General features: G+C 67.3%; 18 protein-coding genes and 1 pseudogene. 17 read left to right on the top strand and 2 right to left on the bottom strand.

The window, feature by feature from the left end:
- Nucleotides 1-41: 41 nt before the first annotated feature.
- Nucleotides 42-782 carry a GntR family transcriptional regulator gene (locus tag QE494_RS06760; RefSeq protein WP_300042150.1) on the top strand — a complete coding sequence of 247 codons (741 nt, stop codon included), beginning with the start codon at nucleotides 42-44 and terminating at the stop codon, nucleotides 780-782.
- A 73-nt stretch (nucleotides 783-855) separates the two neighbouring features.
- Here the strand turns inward: QE494_RS06760 and QE494_RS06755 are convergent, their stop codons facing one another.
- Nucleotides 856-1,122: a GlsB/YeaQ/YmgE family stress response membrane protein gene (locus tag QE494_RS06755; RefSeq protein WP_300042149.1), complete on the bottom strand. Its 267-nt coding sequence runs from the start codon at nucleotides 1,120-1,122 to the stop codon at nucleotides 856-858.
- 284 nt (nucleotides 1,123-1,406) lie between these two features.
- On the opposite strand from QE494_RS06755, the gene QE494_RS06750 reads away from it, so the two are divergent.
- The 12 genes from QE494_RS06750 (at nucleotide 1,407) to QE494_RS06695 (ending at nucleotide 11,544) form a co-directional block, all read left to right on the top strand.
- A complete protein-coding gene (locus QE494_RS06750; RefSeq protein WP_300042148.1) occupies nucleotides 1,407-2,444 on the top strand; it encodes an ABC transporter substrate-binding protein in 1,038 nt (345 codons plus the stop codon).
- Entirely contained in the window at nucleotides 2,444-3,262 is an 819-nt protein-coding gene (locus tag QE494_RS06745) for an ABC transporter ATP-binding protein (protein ID WP_300042147.1), read from the top strand. Before QE494_RS06750 ends, QE494_RS06745 begins: the two co-directional genes overlap by 1 nt.
- A gap of 168 nt (nucleotides 3,263-3,430) precedes the next feature.
- Entirely contained in the window at nucleotides 3,431-4,201 is a 771-nt protein-coding gene (locus QE494_RS06740) for an ABC transporter permease (protein ID WP_300042146.1), read from the top strand.
- A gap of 17 nt (nucleotides 4,202-4,218) precedes the next feature.
- The gene (locus QE494_RS06735; protein WP_300042145.1) at nucleotides 4,219-5,049 is read left to right on the top strand and encodes an urease accessory protein UreD; all 831 of its coding nucleotides are present in this window, start codon (nucleotides 4,219-4,221) and stop codon (nucleotides 5,047-5,049) included.
- 138 nt (nucleotides 5,050-5,187) lie between these two features.
- Nucleotides 5,188-5,985 carry an SDR family NAD(P)-dependent oxidoreductase gene (locus QE494_RS06730; protein ID WP_300042144.1) on the top strand — a complete coding sequence of 266 codons (798 nt, stop codon included), beginning with the start codon at nucleotides 5,188-5,190 and terminating at the stop codon, nucleotides 5,983-5,985.
- Between the two features lie 33 nt (nucleotides 5,986-6,018).
- On the top strand, nucleotides 6,019-6,984 hold the full coding sequence (locus tag QE494_RS06725) for a tripartite tricarboxylate transporter substrate binding protein (protein ID WP_300042143.1): 966 nt from the start codon (nucleotides 6,019-6,021) through the stop codon (nucleotides 6,982-6,984).
- Nucleotides 6,981-7,508, top strand: coding sequence for a carboxymuconolactone decarboxylase family protein (locus QE494_RS06720; protein WP_300042141.1), 528 nt, complete (start codon nucleotides 6,981-6,983; stop codon nucleotides 7,506-7,508). Before QE494_RS06725 ends, QE494_RS06720 begins: the two co-directional genes overlap by 4 nt.
- Before the next feature lie 7 nt (nucleotides 7,509-7,515).
- Nucleotides 7,516-8,031: a DUF4286 family protein gene (locus QE494_RS06715; RefSeq protein WP_300042140.1), complete on the top strand. Its 516-nt coding sequence runs from the start codon at nucleotides 7,516-7,518 to the stop codon at nucleotides 8,029-8,031.
- Nucleotides 8,028-8,723, top strand: coding sequence for a 3-oxoacid CoA-transferase subunit A (locus QE494_RS06710; protein WP_300042139.1), 696 nt, complete (start codon nucleotides 8,028-8,030; stop codon nucleotides 8,721-8,723). Before QE494_RS06715 ends, QE494_RS06710 begins: the two co-directional genes overlap by 4 nt.
- Entirely contained in the window at nucleotides 8,720-9,364 is a 645-nt protein-coding gene (locus tag QE494_RS06705; RefSeq protein ID WP_300042138.1) for a 3-oxoacid CoA-transferase subunit B, read from the top strand. The genes QE494_RS06710 and QE494_RS06705 overlap by 4 nt, the downstream gene beginning before the upstream one ends.
- A 23-nt stretch (nucleotides 9,365-9,387) precedes the next feature.
- Complete coding sequence (locus QE494_RS06700; protein WP_300042137.1) at nucleotides 9,388-10,296, top strand: amidohydrolase; 909 nt, start codon at nucleotides 9,388-9,390, stop codon at nucleotides 10,294-10,296.
- Between the two features lie 123 nt (nucleotides 10,297-10,419).
- A complete protein-coding gene (locus QE494_RS06695; protein ID WP_300042136.1) occupies nucleotides 10,420-11,544 on the top strand; it encodes a Fic family protein in 1,125 nt (374 codons plus the stop codon).
- Nucleotides 11,545-11,583: 39 nt separating this feature from the next.
- Here QE494_RS06695 and QE494_RS06690 read toward each other — a convergent pair whose 3' ends face one another.
- Nucleotides 11,584-12,369, bottom strand: a complete 786-nt coding sequence (locus QE494_RS06690) for an IclR family transcriptional regulator (protein WP_300042135.1) — start codon at nucleotides 12,367-12,369, stop codon at nucleotides 11,584-11,586.
- Nucleotides 12,370-12,519: 150 nt separating this feature from the next.
- On the opposite strand from QE494_RS06690, the gene QE494_RS06685 reads away from it, so the two are divergent.
- The 4 genes and pseudogenes from QE494_RS06685 to QE494_RS06670 form a co-directional block, all read left to right on the top strand.
- Nucleotides 12,520-13,548, top strand: a complete 1,029-nt coding sequence (locus QE494_RS06685; RefSeq protein WP_300042134.1) for a tripartite tricarboxylate transporter substrate binding protein — start codon at nucleotides 12,520-12,522, stop codon at nucleotides 13,546-13,548.
- Between the two features lie 86 nt (nucleotides 13,549-13,634).
- Nucleotides 13,635-14,423: an enoyl-CoA hydratase/isomerase family protein gene (locus QE494_RS06680; protein WP_300042133.1), complete on the top strand. Its 789-nt coding sequence runs from the start codon at nucleotides 13,635-13,637 to the stop codon at nucleotides 14,421-14,423.
- 14 nt (nucleotides 14,424-14,437) lie between these two features.
- A complete protein-coding gene (locus QE494_RS06675; protein WP_300042206.1) occupies nucleotides 14,438-16,552 on the top strand; it encodes an acetate--CoA ligase family protein in 2,115 nt (704 codons plus the stop codon).
- 242 nt (nucleotides 16,553-16,794) lie between these two features.
- Nucleotides 16,795-17,080: pseudogene (locus QE494_RS06670) on the top strand (hypothetical protein); the annotation flags it as partial.

Genomic DNA, 17,080 nt, shown 5'->3' with positions numbered 1-17,080 from the left:
CCTGAGATTTTGTATACACTTCGCGCAAGCACGACCCCGCCATGAGCTCCCGCGCCGCCCCTTCCACCCGCCCCGTCTCTGCAGGCGCTGCCCCGCGCGCCGCCGGCGGGCAGGGCAGCAGCACGGCCCGCATCGTCACTTCGATCACGATGGCCATTGTGGAGCGCAGGCTGGCGCCAGGCACCAAATTGGTGGAGCAGCAGATCGCGGACGTGTTCTCGGTTTCGCGCACCGTGGTGCGGCAGGCCCTCAATCAGCTCAGTCGGGACCGTCTGGTCACACTGGAGCCCGCGCGCGGCGCCTTTGTGGCGACGCCCAGCGTGGAAGAGGCGCGGCAAGTGTTTGAGGTGAGGCGCATGGTCGAGGGCAGCCTGGTGCGGCAGCTGGCCAGCCGCATCACCGACGTCCAGTTGGCCCAGCTGCGCGCGCACCTGCAAGAGGAGCGAGCCGCGGTGGCGCGCTCGGACGTGTCCGGTCGCACCCGCCTGCTGGCCGACTTCCATGTGGTGCTGGCCCGCATGCAGGGCAACGAAGTGCTGGCCGAACTGGTCGCGGACCTGCTCTCGCGCTCACAGCTGATCGCGCTGATGTACCAGTCGTCCCACTCGGCCGAGCACTCCCAGGCCGAGCATGAAGAAATCGTCGCCGCGCTCGAACGGCACGACGCCCGGGCGGCTGCCCGGCTGACGGAGCAGCACCTGGCCAGCGTCGAGCTCAATCTGCGCCTCGATCCGCGCGCGCCAGACTTGGCTGCCATCCTCAAGCCGCAGGCAGGGGACTGAAATGGCCGGATATCTGCAGATGGCAAATTACCGCAGACGGGCCGCCGGCGCCGAAGCGCCCGCGTCTCGTCGTTCAGCGCATGCGACCGCGACGAAACAGGTTGACGACCGCCAGCAAGAGCACCGCGCCGGCCAGGGACACCAGAACCGAGCCAATGCTGAGGCTTTCGTTGATGGTGCCCACGCCCACCAGGGGCGAGACCACCCAGCCGCCGACAACGGCACCGACGATGCCCACCGCCACATTGAGCAAGATGCCCTGCTGCGCGTCGGTGCGCATGATGAGGCTGGCCAGCCAGCCAACGATGCCACCCACGATGAGCCAGATCAGGAAGTTCATTTTGATGCTCCTTGGCCGCGAAGGGCCGCTTGCGCCGGGCGCCCGGACCGCCCAGGAACCACCGGCATCAGACCTCGCCCCACAGGGGCAAGGCGAGCGACCACTATCGAAAAAATCCAAGCCATACCTCGTAGTCCTGCGATGAGGTGGGCCGTGCGCGGCGGCCTCGCCCGGCTGTGGGACGTGGGCCCTCTATCCCTGGCTCGGGGTTCCACGGATGGGTTTTCGGCATCTTTCTTGCTATCTTCCCCGCGTTATCACATCCAAGCCTTTAGGAGTCCACCATGAACAAGCGCTTCTTCCTTCGTGCCACCGCCGCCCTGGCGCTGGCTGCCTCCGCCATGGGCGCTTCTGCCCAAGCCCTGACTCCGATCAAGTTCCAACTTGACTGGCGCTTTGAAGGCCCGGCAGCCTTCTTCCTGCTCCCGGTGGCCAAGGGCTACTTTAAGGATGCCAAGCTCGACGTGACGGTGGACTCCGGCAACGGCTCGGGCGGCGCGGTCACCCGTGTGGCCTCCGGCACCTACGACCTGGGGTTTGCCGATTTGGCAGCCTTGATGGAGTTCCACGCCAACAACCCTGACGCACCCAACAAGCCGGTCGCCATCATGGTGGTCTACAACAACACCCCGGCCTCGGTGATGTCGATCAAAAAGACCGGCATCAAGACCCCAGCGGACCTGGCGGGCAAGAAGCTGGGCGCACCGGTGTTCGACGCCGGTCGCCGCGCCTTCCCTATCTTCCAGAAGGCCAATAGTGTTGGCGCTGTCAACTGGATCTCGATGGACCCGCCGCTGCGCGAGACCATGCTGGCACGCGGTGATGTCGATGCCATCACCGGCTTCACCTTCACCTCGCTCCTCAACCTGGAAGCACGCGGCGTGAAGGCCGAGGACGTGGCCATCCTCCCCTACTCCGACTTTGGCGTGAAGCTCTACGGCAACGTGATCATCGCCACGCCCAAGATCCTCAGGGAGAACCCGGCTGCGGTGAAGGCTTTCCTGTCGGCATTCACCAAGGGTGCCAAGGACGTGATGGCCAACCCGGCTGCCGCGATCGAGTTCGTCAAGCAGCGTGACGGCATCATCAACGTTGAACTTGAAACCCGTCGTCTGCAACTGGCCATCGACACGGTCATCAACAGCGCTGACGCCCGTGCCGAAGGGTTTGGCGCCCTGAACCAGGGCCGCCTGTCGCTGATGGCGTCTCAGGTCTCCGATGCCTTTGCCACCAAGACCCGTGTCAACGCCGACGCCGTCTGGAACGGAGGCTTCCTGCCGACGAAGGCCGAGTTGAATATTCTGACCGCTCCCAAGAAGTAATGAGTTCCGCGAACTTCGTCGACTTCAAGGACGTCTGGCTCGCCTATAACGACGAATTGCTCGCCCAGGGGCACTATGCGGTCGAGGCCATCGACCTGCAGGTGCGCCAGGGTGAGTTCATCGCCATCGTGGGGCCCTCGGGCTGCGGCAAGTCGACCTTCATGAAGCTGGCCACCGGCCTTCGCATGCCCTCCAAGGGCACGGTGAACATCGCTGGTGCGCCTGTGACGGGCCCGCTGAAAATCTCGGGCATGGCCTTCCAGGCGCCCTCGTTGCTGCCCTGGCGCACCACGGTGGACAACGTGCTGCTGCCGCTGGAAATCGTGGAGCCCTACCGCTCCAACTACAAGCAAAAGCGCGCCGAGTACGAAGAGCGCGCTCGCGCCTTGCTGCGCAAGGTGGGCCTGGGCGGCTACGAGGACCAGTTCCCCTGGCAGCTCTCCGGCGGCATGCAACAGCGTGCGAGCATCTGCCGCGCACTGATTCATGAGCCGCAGATGCTGCTGCTTGACGAGCCTTTCGGGGCGCTGGACGCCTTCACGCGTGAGGAGCTGTGGTGCATCCTGCGTGACCTGTGGACCGAGCAAAAGTTCAACGTGATCCTGGTGACGCACGACCTGCGTGAGTCGGTCTTCCTGGCGGACACCGTGTACGTCATGAGCAAGAGCCCCGGTCGCTTCGTGGTCCGCCGCGAGATCGACCTGCCGCGCCCGCGCGACCTCGAGATCACCTACACGCCCAAGTTCACCGACATCGTCCACGAGTTGCGCGGACACATCGGCGCCATCCGCAAGACGGGCGTGGAGGTGGCGAAATGAGCGTAGCGCCGAGCCGCCTCAAGCAAGCTCGCGCCCCCTCGGGGGGCAGCGAAGAACACGAAGTGCCGAGCGTGGGGGTCCTATGAGCGTAGCGCCGAGCCGCCTCAAGCAAGCTCGCACCCCCTCGGGGGGCAGCGATGTACATGAAATGACAAGCGTGGGGGTCCTATGAGCAAACCAAAAATGGTCGAACGCTGGTCCCCCTGGATCCTGCTGGTCATCACCCTGCTGATCTGGCAGGGCCTGTGCAGCGCCTTCAACGTATCGGAGTTCGTCTTTCCCAGCCCGGCGCGCATCTGGTCACAGATGGTCGAGTTCCGCGGCGTGATCGCGGGCCATGCGTGGCGGACCCTGTGGGTGACGCTGGCTGGCTTTGGCATCGCCATCGTGGTGGGCGTGCTTCTGGGCTTCCTGATCGGCAGCTCGCGCCTCGCCTACACCGCGGTCTACCCGCTGATGACGGGCTTTAACGCCCTACCCAAGGCGGCCTTCGTGCCGATTCTGGTGGTCTGGTTCGGCATTGGCGTCGGGCCGGCCATCCTTACCGCCTTTCTGATCTGCTTCTTTCCCATCATGGTCAATATCGCTACGGGCCTGGCCACACTGGAGCCCGAACTGGAAGATGTGCTCAGGGTGCTGGGTGCCAAGCGGTGGGACGTCCTGATCAAGGTCGGCCTCCCGCGCTCCATGCCCTACTTCTACGGCTCGCTCAAGGTGGCGATCACCCTGGCCTTCGTCGGCACCACCGTGTCGGAGATGACAGCCTCCAACGAGGGCATCGGCTACCTGCTGATCTCCGCCGGCTCGGCCATGCAGATGGGCCTGGCATTTGCCGGTCTGGTGGTGGTGGGCGCGATGGCTATGGTGATGTACGAGCTCTTCTCCTACATCGAGAAGCACACCACGGCCTGGGCTCACCGCGGTTCGCAAAACCACTGAGCGAAGGCGGTCCACGAATGGCCTGGCACGCGCGCCTGGCGCTGCACTATGAGCGCCAGGCGGGGCGGACAAATGCCCGGTTCCAACACGAGGGGCCGCTGCGCATCCTGCAGAGCCTGCACCCGGAAGGGCCGGGCATCTGCCACAACGTGGTGGTGCATCCCCCCTCGGGCCTGGTGGCGGGGGACCGCTTGGACATTTCGGTGCAGGTCGATGCAGGTGCCCACGGCCTGGTGACCACGCCCGGCGCGACCCGCTTTTATCGCAGCGAGGGCGACCGCGCAGTGCAGGACGCGCGCCTGGTGCTGGCCGAGAACGCAAGGCTTGAGTGGTTGCCCATGGAAGCCCTGTGCTACAGCGGCTGCCAGGCTGAGAACCGGCTGCAACTGCAACTGGCCCCCGGGTCACAGGTGATCGGCTGGGACGTCACCGCCCTGGGCCTGCCCGCCGCCAATCAGCCTTTCGTCGCAGGCCAGTTGCAGCAGCATCTGGAACTCGAAGGCGTGTGGCTCGAGCGCGGACGCATCGCCGCCTCCGATGCCCGCCTGATGGACGGCCCGCTGGGCCTGGCCGGTCATCGCTGCATGGCCACGCTGTATCTGCTGGCAGGCACAGACCTGCCGCGCGAAACGCGGGAAGCCGCGCTGACTCTCGCGCGCGAGCAGATCGAGACCCACCCCTTGCGCGCCCAGGCCGGGGCCACCAGTCCACATCCGCGGGTGGTGGTGCTGCGGGTGCTGGCGCCGGTGGTGGAGCCGGCGATGGACCTGCTCAAGGCGGTGCGCAACGCCTGGCGGCCAGCGCTGTGGGAATTGGCGCCCAATCCGCCCAGGACCTGGGCGCTTTAGGGCACCGCGCTCCAGCGGTCAAACTGCCTCTCGACCCTACGAAATCCCAATGGCGGGTATGGAAGATACCGATTGGATAGTCAGGGGTGGATGACCGAGACTCCCATCCACTTGAATGATGGACAGAGAAGGCAGGCAATGAGACGTTTTGAAAACAAGGTGGCGATCGTCACCGGCGCAGGCTGCGTGGGCGAGGGCTGGGGCAATGGACGCGCGATGGCGGTTCGCCTTGCGCAAGAAGGGGCCAAGGTCCTGGCCGTCGACCTGGAGCCCGAACGTCTGGCCGAGACACTGGCGCGCGCAGGCGACGCCGCAAGCTCCATCGTCACCTGCACCTGCGACGTCACCCAGGCGGCCAGCGTCGAGGCCATGGTCGCCACCTGCCTCGAGCGATTCGGCACCCTCGACATCCTGATCAACAACGTGGGCGGCTCGGCCAAGGGCGGCCCGGTGGAAATGAGCGAGGAGGTCTGGGACAGCCAGATCGACTTCAACCTCAAGAGCATCTTCCTCACCTGCAAGTACGCCTTGCCCACCATGATCGCCAAGCGCTCGGGTGCCATCGTCAACGTCTCCTCCACCTCGGGAATGCGCTGGACGGGCAGTGCCCAGGTGGCCTACGCCGCCACGAAGGCAGGCGTGATCCAGTTCTCGCGTGTGGTGGCTGTCCAGCACGCGCCCGATGGCATCCGGGTCAACACGGTGGTGCCGGGGCAACTTCACACACCGATGGTCGAAGTCCGGCTTGCCAAGCAACGCACCGGCGGCGACGTCGAAGGCCTGCTGGCACAGCGCCAGTCCCGCATTCCGCTAGGCTTCATGGGCGACGGACGCGACACCGCCGGTGCCGCGTTGTACCTCGCCAGCGAAGACGCACGCTTCGTCACAGGCACCGAAATCGTGGTCGACGGCGGCATGATCGCGCGCTGCGACTGACCGCCACCAACCCGTCTTTCCAGGAACTACCCCATGAAAAAGAGACATCTGCTGGCGGCCGCTGCCGCGCTTGTCATGGCGACCTCGCTGCATGCCCAAAGCGCGTCCAAGCCGCTGCGCATCGTCGTGTCCTTCGCGCCAGGCGGGCCGGTGGACTTCACTGCGCGGACCATCGCCGAGCCTTTGGGGCGCGCGCTGGGGCGCACTGTCGTCATCGACAACAAGCCAGGCGCCAATGGCGCCATCGGCGCAGCGGAGGTGCTGCGCGCAGACCCGGACGGCTCCACGCTCTGGATCACGAGTGTGGGTGCCGCGGCGATCAACCAATCGCTCTACGAGAAGCTGCCCTACAACATGCAGCGCGATTTCGCGCCCGTCTCCCTGGTGACCAACAACGTCGAGGTCTTCGTCACCGCGATGAAGGACCCCGCCCGGGACATCACCGAATTCTTGGCCGCAGCCAAGGGCCGCAAGGAGAGCCTGCCCATCGCGTCCTCCGGGCGCGGCAGCATCCCCCACCTGGCGCTCGCGCAGATGGAGTCAGCGGTAGGAATTGACTTCATCCACGTCCCCTACAACGGCATGGCCCCGGCACTCAATGACCTGCTCGGGGGCCAGGTGGCCGGCACCTTCGCCGACGTCGCCGCCGTCATGGGCCAGATCAAAGGCGGACGCCTGAAGGCTCTGGGCATTGCCGCGCCCCAGCGCCATCCCGGCCTGCCCGATGTCAAGACATTCGAGGAGCAAGGCATACGGGCGATGGACACCAACAACTGGTATGGCCTGTTCGCCTCAGCCAAGACGCCGCCCGCGGTACTCGACGCCCTGAGCAAGGCCGTCCAGCAGGCCATGGCCGATCCGGCCGCAGCCGCGAAGCTGCTTCAGGCTGGGGCAGAGCCGCGCTCGAGCTCCCCGCAGGAGCTGGCCGCGCTGGTCAAGTCCGACACGGAGAAATGGGCCCGGCTGATCAAGAGCCGCAACATCACGGCGGACCAATGACCCATCCCGACATCCGCGTCCCTCCAGTCGTGCCGGGCACCCGCCCGGAGCTGGCAGACATCGAGGCCGGCATCCTCAAGGAGCGGGGCCGCATTTCACTGCTGTATCAAGTGCTCCTGAACAGCGCGCCGATCGCGCAGGGCTGGGAGGCCATGCTCACCGCCGTCCGCAACCGCACCTCGGTCCCCGCCGACCTGCGGGAGCTGATCATCCTGCGCGTGGCCGTGCTGAACGAGGCTCCCTTCGAGTTCGACTCCCATGTGCCGCATGCGCAGCGCGCGGGCGTGCCGGACGACAAGATCGAGGCGGTGCGGGAGCTGGCTCTGCCCGGCCCCTTCTCGCCCGACGAGGCGCAGGTGCTGGCCTTGACCGATGCCATGACCCGGGACGTTCGTGTCCCCGACGCGCTCATGCAGCAACTGCAGCGCCATTACGACGCCCAGACGCTGGTGGAACTGGTGGCCACGGTCGCTGCCTACAACATGGTCTCGCGCTTTCTTGTCGCACTCAACGTGGAGCATTGAACCTTCTATGAACACCGACTCTTTCTGGCTGGCGCAGGGCACAGGCCCCTCCCCCGTTCTCCCTGCCAGTCTTGCAGGCCGGCTGGCCGCCTGGCGCGCCTTGGATGACAGTGCCTGGCGCGTCTACGCCTACGGCGAGCCGCCCCCCGTCGCGGGCCTGCAGTGGCGGGCGCTCACCCTGCTGCTCGATGTGCCCGGCGCCGCACCCACAGCCATCGCCAGCCATCACTTCGTGGTGGAGACCGGGGTGGCCGATCAGAACCTCGAGGAGTTCACCGCCTGGTACAACACCGAGCATGCCCCGGGCCTCGCACGAGTCCCCGGCACGATCCGGGCGCGGCGCTTTGCGCTCCCGGGCTCGCCGACGCGCTTTCTCGCCTGCTACGACCTGCGAGAGCTGGCTGCGTTCGAGCGACCCGAGTGGCTGGCGGTTCGCGGGTCGCCCTGGAGCGACCGCGTGCGCCTGATGTTCCAGGGACCGATCCGCACCATGCACCAGGCCATCCCTTTCGCAAAGGCATGATCAACAAGATAGCGAACTCGGTCGCCGAGGCGCTTTCAGGCGTCCCGGATGGCGCCACCGTCATGGTGGGGGGCTTTGGCACCGCCGGCATTCCCAACGAGTTGATCGATGGACTGATCGAACAAGGCGCAAGGGACCTGACCCTGGTGAACAACAACGCCGGCAATGGCGAGGCGGGTCTGGCCGCCTTGCTGCGTGCCGGACGGGTGCGCAAGGTGATCTGCAGCTTCCCCCGGCAGGCAGACAGCCATGTCTTTGACAGCCTGTACCGCAGCGGAGAGGTGGAACTGGAGTTGGTGCCCCAGGGCAATCTGGCCGAGCGGATCCGGGCGGCGGGCGCAGGCATTGGCGCCTTCTTCTGCCCCACCGCCTACGGGACCGAGCTGTCCCGCGGCAAGGAGACCCGCGAGATCAATGGCCGTCACTATGTGCTCGAGTACCCGATCCACGCCGACCTCGCGCTGATCAAGGCCGAGCGCGGCGACCGTTGGGGCAACCTCACCTACCGCAAGGCGGCACGCAACTTCGGACCGGTGATGGCCATGGCAGCACGCAAGACGGTCGCCTCGGTGCACGAAATTGTCGAACTCGGCGCGCTAGACCCCGAGCACATCGTGACACCGGGCATCTTCGTCAAGCAGGTGGTCCGGGTTGAACGCAAGGCCACGCAGGCCGGAGGGGTGCGCCCATGACCGCCTACCGCCGCCGCGGCCCCGATGAACTGGCCCGCCGCGTGGCTGCCGACATTCATGACGGCGCCATCGTGAACCTGGGCATCGGCCAACCCACACGGGTGGCCAACCACATCCCGGCAGGCCGGGAGGTGATCCTCCAAAGCGAGAACGGCATCCTGGGCGTGGGGCCTGCGCCAGCCCCGGGGCTCGAGGACTATGACCTGATCAACGCCGGCAAGCAGCCCGTCTCGCTGCTGCCCGGTGGCGCGTTCTTCCACCATGCCGACAGCTTCGCGATGATGCGCGGCGGGCATATCGACATCTGTGTGCTTGGGGCCTTCCAGGTCTCGGCCACGGGTGACCTCGCCAACTGGAGCACCGGCGAGCCCGGCGCCATCCCCGCGGTCGGCGGCGCGATGGACCTGGCCACTGGCGCCCGCCAGACCTGGGTCATGATGGACCTGCTCACCAAGCAAGGCGCCAGCAAAATCGTCGAGCGCTGCACGTATCCGCTGACTGGCGTCGGCTGCGTCAAGCGCGTCTACACCGATCTGGCCACACTGGCCTGCACCCCCCAGGGCCTGCAACTGGTCGACCTCGCCGAGGGCCTGGACCTTGCCGAACTCCAAGGCCTGATCGGCCTGCAGATCCAGGCCTGAGGCCAACCCTCCTCCCCCAGACCATGAGCCCTGCATCCGACGCGCCCGATTTCGTCCAGACCTATCTGGACACGCCCAGCCTTCCCGCCTTGAAGCTGCCTGCGGGCAGTTGCGACACCCATGTCCACGTGCTCGGACCGCTCGACCGCTTTCCCTACGCGCAGGCGAATGGACCGAAGCGTGGCCCAGCGCCAGCGCCTGCGCCGAAAGAGCGCCTCTTCGCCCTGCATCAGCGCATGGGCATTGAGCGCTGCGTCATCGTGCAGACGGTCAATCACGGCTATGACAACGGAGTGGTCGAAGACGCGATCGAAGCCGGCGGTGGGCGCTATCTCGGCATCGCCCGGGTAACGCTGGATGTCACCGACCGCGAACTCCAGCGCCTGGCCGACCGGGGCTTTCGGGGCGTGCGCTTCAACTTCATGCGCCACCTGGTGGGTGGCGAGTCGCCGCAGGAGGTGGTGGCACTGACAGAGCGTCTGGCCGCTAGGGGCCTGCACCTGCAGGTGCACTTTGAGAGCGAGCTGGTCCACACCGTGGGCCAGGCGCTGCGGGCCAGCCGGGTTCCGGTGGTGATCGACCACATGGGCCGCGTCGACGCGCGCCTGGGCGAGTCGCACACGGACTTCCAGGCCCTGATGGGGCTGCTCGAGCAACCTGGCTTTCACGTGAAGGTCAGCGGCATTGACCGCATCGACGCAACTTGCCGGGCGGGGCAAGGCTACCCGGCGGGCGTCCTGCTGGCTGCTCGCCTTGTGGAGCGCTTCCCCGACCAGTGCCTGTGGGGCTTGGACTGGCCCCATCCCAACCACACCCATGTGCCGGACGACGGCGAACTGGTGGATGCATTGGCGCGCATTGCGCCTTCCGCAGCCGCTCTGGAAAAGCTTCTGGTCCACAACCCGCAGGCCTTGTACCGCTTCGCTGTCTGAGAACGCGCTCAGCGGGCGCGGCAACAGCGCAGAGCCAGTGGCTGCGGTGAATAGCCTCTTATTCGCTGCATTTACTACGGTGAATAAGTTGCATACGGCCGGATTAGCCAGCAAAATCTCCGCATGATTCGCGGAAATAAAGCCTATATCTGGCAGACGCAAGACTGGCCGGCTTGGCGCTTCGACCTCGCAGCCCTGGCCGGCCCCTTGGCCGAAGTCAGGCACGCCCAGGGCCTGCTGCTCGGGCGCCTGGCCCATGTCGGCATGGGCCTGAGGGAGCAGGCCAGCCTCGACAACTTGACCGCCGATGTGGTCAAAACGAGTGAGATCGAAGGCGAGCTTCTCAACGTGGCGTCGGTGCGTTCGTCCATTGCCAGGCGCCTGGGGGTCGACATCGGCGCCCTGGCGCCGGTTGATCGTCATGTGGAGGGCGTGGTGGACATGGTGCTTGACGCCACGGCGCGGTGCGACAACCCCCTCACCACCCTGCGACTGTTTGGCTGGCATGCGGCGCTGTTCCCTACCGGGTTCTCAGGCCTGTCACCGATTGGCGTGGGCGCGTGGCGTGACGACGCCAGCGGGCCGATGCAGGTGGTGTCGGGGGCCTATGGCCATCCACGGGTTCATTTCCAGGCCCCACCCGCCCCAGGCCTCGAGGCCGAGATGCAGCGCTTTCTCGCCTGGGCCAATAGCGGCAGCGGCGAGCCCCCCCTGATCAAGGCGGCCTTGGCCCACCTGTGGTTCGTGACGGTTCACCCCTTCGACGACGGCAACGGCCGCATCGCCCGTGCCATTGGCGACCTTTTCCTGGCGCGCGCCGACGGTACGCCGCAGCGCTTTTACAGCCTCTCGGCCCAGATCCAGCGTGAGCGCAGCGCCTACTACGCCATCCTCGAGCGGACGCAAAAAGGGGGGATGGACGTGACCGCCTGGCTGGCCTGGTTTCTGGCCACCCTGCATCGGGCGGTCGACCAGGCCCACGCCAGTCTGGACAAGGTGCTGACCTCATCGCGCTTCTGGCAGCACTGGGCCATGACGCCGATGAACGAGCGTCAGGTCAAGCTCCTGAACAAGCTGCTGGACGGCTTCGAGGGCAAGCTGACCAGCCAGAAGTGGGCGACGCTGGCCAAGTGTTCGCCCGACACGGCGCTGCGCGATATCAATGACCTGCTGGCGCAAGGCGTGCTGCGCAAGATGGAAGGCGGCGGGCGCAGCACGGCCTACGAGGTGAACGCGCTGCCCACCTGAAGCCCGCGCTGTGACGAAGCTCGCCTGCCCGGGTCGCGCTCACAGCGCGGCGGACAGCGCCAACGCCACTTCCAGCTCGCGCTTCAACTGCAGCAGCAGCAACGCCAGCCGCTCGGCCTCTGCGTCCGGCCCCGCGGCGGTGGTCACGCTCATGTTCAAGGCATAGTCCGCACCCTGGAATTGCAGCGGCGTGGCAACGGCGACCACCTCGGGCTGCCAGCTGGCCGCACACCACCCCTTCGAATGCACATCGTCGATCGACTGCCGTACGGCAGCCCCCAACTGCCGCCACTGCGCCTTGCGCGTGATGCGCAAATGCGCCAGCAGTTCGGCCCGACGCGTATCACCAACGCCCGCCAGACAGGCGCGGCCCAGTGAGGTGAGCTCCATCGGCACCCGTTGGCCCGACACCACCGAACGCAGCGAGGGCCGGGGGTTGTAGCGGATGGACTCGAGGTAGACCATCTCGTCGCCGTCGGGCGCGGCCAGGCCGACGTTGATGCGGTGCGTCTGCGCGGCGGCGCGCATCAAGGGCGCGGCCACCGCCAGCAGGGAGGAGCCCGCCCGCATGGCGTGGGCCAGGCTCAAGACAGCGGGCGCCAGGCGGTAGGCGCGGCTGCGGGGATCGGCCTGCAGCAGGCCGGCACCCACCAGCGTCTGGGCCAGCCGGGTGACGGTGGCCCGCGGCAATCCGGTGCGCTCGGCCAGCTCCAGATTGCCCAGCAGGGTGGAGCCAGGCCGGAAGGCGAGCAGCAAGGCGATGCCCCGCTCCAGTGAGCGATTGGCCGGCGAGCGGCCGGGCTTGGCGGCGGTGAGTCGGGTCATGGCGCCAGTGTAGGCAATTCCATTCTTTGAAATCATCGGCCCCCCGTGTCCCGGGTGCGGCCCTAAGCTCGTGACTGGATTGCAGCTGCCGCTAAACCCCGTTCACTGGCGAGCAACGCCCTTCAACGACAACCACTCGGAGACATGACCATGACGTCCATTCGCCGCCACTCAGACAGGCCATTGGCCCGAGCCCTCCAGTGGCTCTGCGCCGCGTTCCTCGCCCCCTTGGTCGCACGCGCTTGTGCCGTGTTGGCCTTGTCCGTGGCGGGCAGCGCCCTCGCGGCCTATCCGGAAAAGCCGCTGCGCCTGGTCGTGCCTTTCGCCCCCGGCGGCGGCACCGACCTGATCGCTCGCACCTTGGGGGTGGGCATGAGCCAGGCCCTGGGCCAACCGGTGGTCATCGACAACAAGCCCGGCGCGGGCACGGTCATCGGGACCGATCTGGTCGCCAAGAGCGCGCCCGACGGCTACACCCTGGTGGTTGCCTCCTTTGCGCACGCGGTCAACCCCAGCCTGGTGCCTAAGCTGCCCTACGCCTCGGACAAAGCCTTCGCGCCCGTCATCCTGATCGGCCGCGGGCCCAATGTGCTGGTGGTGCGCACCAACAGCCCCTTCAAGACGGTCAGGGACGTGGTGGTCGCCGCTGCGGCTAACCCGGAGAAGGTCTCCTACGCCTCCCAGGGCAACGGCACCTCTGCCCACTTGGCCGGCGAGATGTTCACCAACCTGGCCAAGGTCAAGATGACCCACATCCCCTACAAGGGCGCGGGACCGGCACTCACCGACGTGGTCGGTGGCCAGGTAGACGTGATGTTCGCCACTTCGTCCGCGGTCGGCGCGCTGATCGACGGCGGCAAGTTGCGCGCACTGGCGGTCACCACCCCCGAGCGCTCACCCGCACTCAAAGGCGTGCCAGCAGTGGCTGAATCCGTCACCGGCTACTCGGTCGAGAGCTGGTACGGCATCTACGCACCGGCAGGCACGCCTGCCGACGTGATTGCCAAGCTCAATGCGGCGGTAAAGAGAGCGGCGCAGTCGGAGGAATTCCGCCGCAAGATCGAGCAAGAAGGCCTGGTGGTCAGCGCCGGCTCGCCTGAGGAACTCGACACCTATGTGCGCCGCGAGGAAGCCCGCTGGCGCAGCATCGTCAAGGAAAACAACGTCAAGCCCGAATGAAACGCATGAAACGGGCGGGATGAACCGCGCCCACTCCAACACGCCCCAGCCACCCGTCGACCCCCAGCCAATCACCCCTTCCTGCCATGAACGACTCCCTCATTGACCTCCAGATCGACGGTGGCATCGCCACCCTCACCCTCAACCGCCCCGACAAGCGCAACGCGATCAGCGACGCACTTCGCACCGCGCTGATCGAGGGGCTCGAGCGGGTCGCCGCCGACAAGGGCATCCGCGCCCTGGTGCTCACCGGCGCCGGCAAAGGCTTCTCCGCCGGCGGCGACATTGCCGGCATGGAGCAGCGCATGAGCGCGCCCACCGGCGAGATCGCCTTCAACGGCTGGCACCGCCAGTTGCGGGTGCATCGCACCCAGACGCTGTTGCATACGATGCCCAAGCCGGTGATCGCCGCCGTCAACGGCGCGGCCTCGGGTCTGGGAGCCGACACCGCACTGGCCTGCGACTTCGTCATCGCCAGCGAGCGCGCCAGCTTCACCTGGTCCTACATCCACCGGGGCATCGTCCCCGACGGCGGCGGCATGTACTTCCTGCCGCGCCGCGTCGGACTGGTCAAGGCCAAGGAACTGATCTTCACCGGCCGCAAGGTCGAAGTCGACGAGGCCCTCGCCCTGGGCATCGCCGACCGCAAGACCGCCCACGAAACCCTGCTGGCCGACGCCCAGGCCTGGGCACGCGAGATGAGCCGCGGCTCGGCCACCGCCCTGGCCCTGACCAAGAGCATCCTTAACCAGAGTTTTGAGTCGATGGCGCAGCAGGTCTTCGCGCTGGGCAGCCAGGCCCAGGGCATCTGCTACACCAGCACCGAGCACCGCGAGTCGGTGACCGCCTTCCTGGCCAAGACGGCCCAGGCATGAACGAGGCGCCGACCATGGACGCGATCGACAGGCTGCTCAAGCCCCGAAGCGTCGCCGTCATCGGTGCCTCCGGCGACCCCACCAAGACGGCGGGGCGGCCGGTGTCTTACCTCCTCAAGCACGGCTTTGCAGGAGCGATCTACCCGGTCAACCCCAAGCTCGATCGCATCGGCGCGCTGCCCTGTTACCCAGATATCGGCGCCCTGCCCGAGGTGCCGGATGTCGCTATCGTTTTGCTAGGTGCCGAGCGGGCGCAGGGGGCGGTGCGCGAGCTGGCGGCGCGCGGCTGCGCCGCCGCCATCGTGCTGGCCAGCGGCTATACCGAAACCGGCGAGGCCGGTGCGCGCCGGCAGGCCCAACTGCGCGAAGCCGCGGGGCGCATGCGCATCCTCGGCCCCAACACCATTGGCCTGGTCAATCTGACCGACCGCATCGTACTGTCGGCCTCCGGCGCGCTGGAGATGGACCACTTTCCCGTTGGCCATATCGGCGTGGTGTCGCAAAGCGGCGGCATCCTGGGCGCCTTGCTCTCGCGCGCAGCGGCGCGCGGCATTGGCCTGTCCAAGCTGGTGTCCACCAGCAATGAGGTCGACCTGGAACTGGCTGATTTCATCGACACCCTGGTGGACGACCCGGCCACGCGGGTGATCGCGCTTTATGTCGAGGCGATCCGCGACCCGGCACGCTTTCGCGCTGCGGCACGGCGCGCGGCGGCGGCAGGCAAGCCCATCGTCGCCTTCAAGATCGGCCGCTCCGAGGCGGGCGCACGCGCCGCGGTCTCGCACACCGGCGCGATGGCCGGTGCCGACCGCATGTACGACGCGCTGTTCGCCCAGACCGGCGTGATCCGCGCCCAGACTTTTGCCGACCTGCTCGACGTCCCAGCCGCTTTGGCCACCGGCCGCCACCTGCGCGGCAAACGCGTCGCCATCCTCACCTCCACCGGCGGTGCGGGCACGCTCGTTTCCGACGCGCTGGGCGTCTCCGGCTTCGAGGCGCCTGCCCCCGACGAGGCCACCGCAGCCGCCCTGCGCGCACTGCAAACGGGCGACCATGCCGCACTGGACCGCAACCCCATCGACGTCACCTTGGCCGGCCTGCAGCCAGACCTGCTGCGCGGCGCAATCCGGGCCCTGCAGGCCAGCCCCAGCTACGACGCGCTGGTGATCATCGTGGGCTCGTCGGCCCTGGCCATGCCGGAGCTGATGGCGGGTGCGATCCAGGACTGCTTGCCGCTGTCGGACAAACCGATCCTGGCCTTTGTCAGCCCGCACGCGCCCCATGTGGCGGCGCTTCTCACCGAGCGCGGCGTGCCCGCTTATGCGGCAGCGGAGAGCTGCGCCGCCGCCTTGAACGGCATGCGGCTGGTCCACGCCCTACAAGACCAGCACAAGCAAGCCTTGCGCGCCTCGGGCGATGGCACAGCCGCGGCGTCAGCGCCTACCCTGCTCCCTTCGCTGCCTGCCGGCGCACTTGACGAAGCGCAGGCCAAACAACTCTTTGCCGCCTTCGGCGTGACCGGTACCCGCGAGCGGGTGGTGCACTCGGCGCAAGAGGCACAGGCGGCCGCGACTGAACTTGGAGGCCGGGTAGTGCTCAAGATCCTCTCGTCCGAGATCACGCACAAAAGCGATGTAGGAGGGGTGGCGGTGGGCGTGGACGCGGCGCAGATCGGCGACCGCCTGGACCGGATGGCCAACGAGGTGCAGACCCACACCGGCGATCGCCCGACCCGCTTCCTGGTGCAGGAGTGCGTGGTCGGTGGTACCGAACTGATTCTGGGCCTGCGCCGAGACCCACTGGGCACGGCCATTCTCTTGGGCATGGGCGGCGTGACCGCAGAACTGTTCCAGGACACCAGCTTGCGGCTGCTGCCGCCCGAGGGCGGGCTGGACCGCGAGGAGGCCCTGGCCATGGCGCATGCGCTCAAGACCTGGCCCTTGCTCGATGGCTTCCGGGGTCGGCCGCCAGCCGATGTGGAGGCACTGGCCGACGCGGTGGTCGCCTTCTCGCACATGGCGGCGCAGCTGGGCGAGCGACTGGCCGAAGCCGAGATCAACCCGCTGTTCGTGCTGCCCCGGGGCCAGGGGGTACGGGCGGCCGATGGCGTGGCGGTGCTGGTGCGCTGAGACAGCGCTGCCTGATCAAGACACGCTGACAGCCCGCCGACGCCGCACCCGCCTGGGTGATAGGGCGGCCTCCGACAGGCGCGAATTCATGCGCTTCCTAGACTGGCCGGCTCACCAGCCTAGGGAGCGAGCGCATGCGCCGGATTGTCCTGTCCCCTTCTCGTTTTGTTCACGCCGAATTCTTCCGTCCTGCACGCCGCTCTGCGCGCCACCCTGGCGCATCGCCGCGCAGGCTGCTGCTGATGGCCGCAATTGTGGCCGCCTGCGCCGGCAGTGCGCAGGCGGCTGGAGGCGCCGGCAGCACGAGCACCACGGGTCAACCGAGCGCAGCCTCAGGCGCAGCGGCGAAAACCGCCGGGCCCCGCCTGGACAACTCCGGCAACCACCGCCAGGAGCTGCGCGCCTGCCGTGAGGGCCAGACCGCCGAGAACCTGTCCACCTGTCTGCGCGAGGCGCACGCCGCCGAGGCCGAGCGCAAGCGCGGTCGGCTCACCAACACGGGCGACTTCGAACAGAACGCACTCGCAC

This window comes from Ramlibacter sp., assembly GCF_029866045.1.
Lineage (GTDB): Bacteria > Pseudomonadota > Gammaproteobacteria > Burkholderiales > Burkholderiaceae_C > Ramlibacter.
The sequence above is the reverse complement of the archived record's forward strand: the minus strand, read 5'-3'. Positions and strand labels throughout refer to the sequence as shown.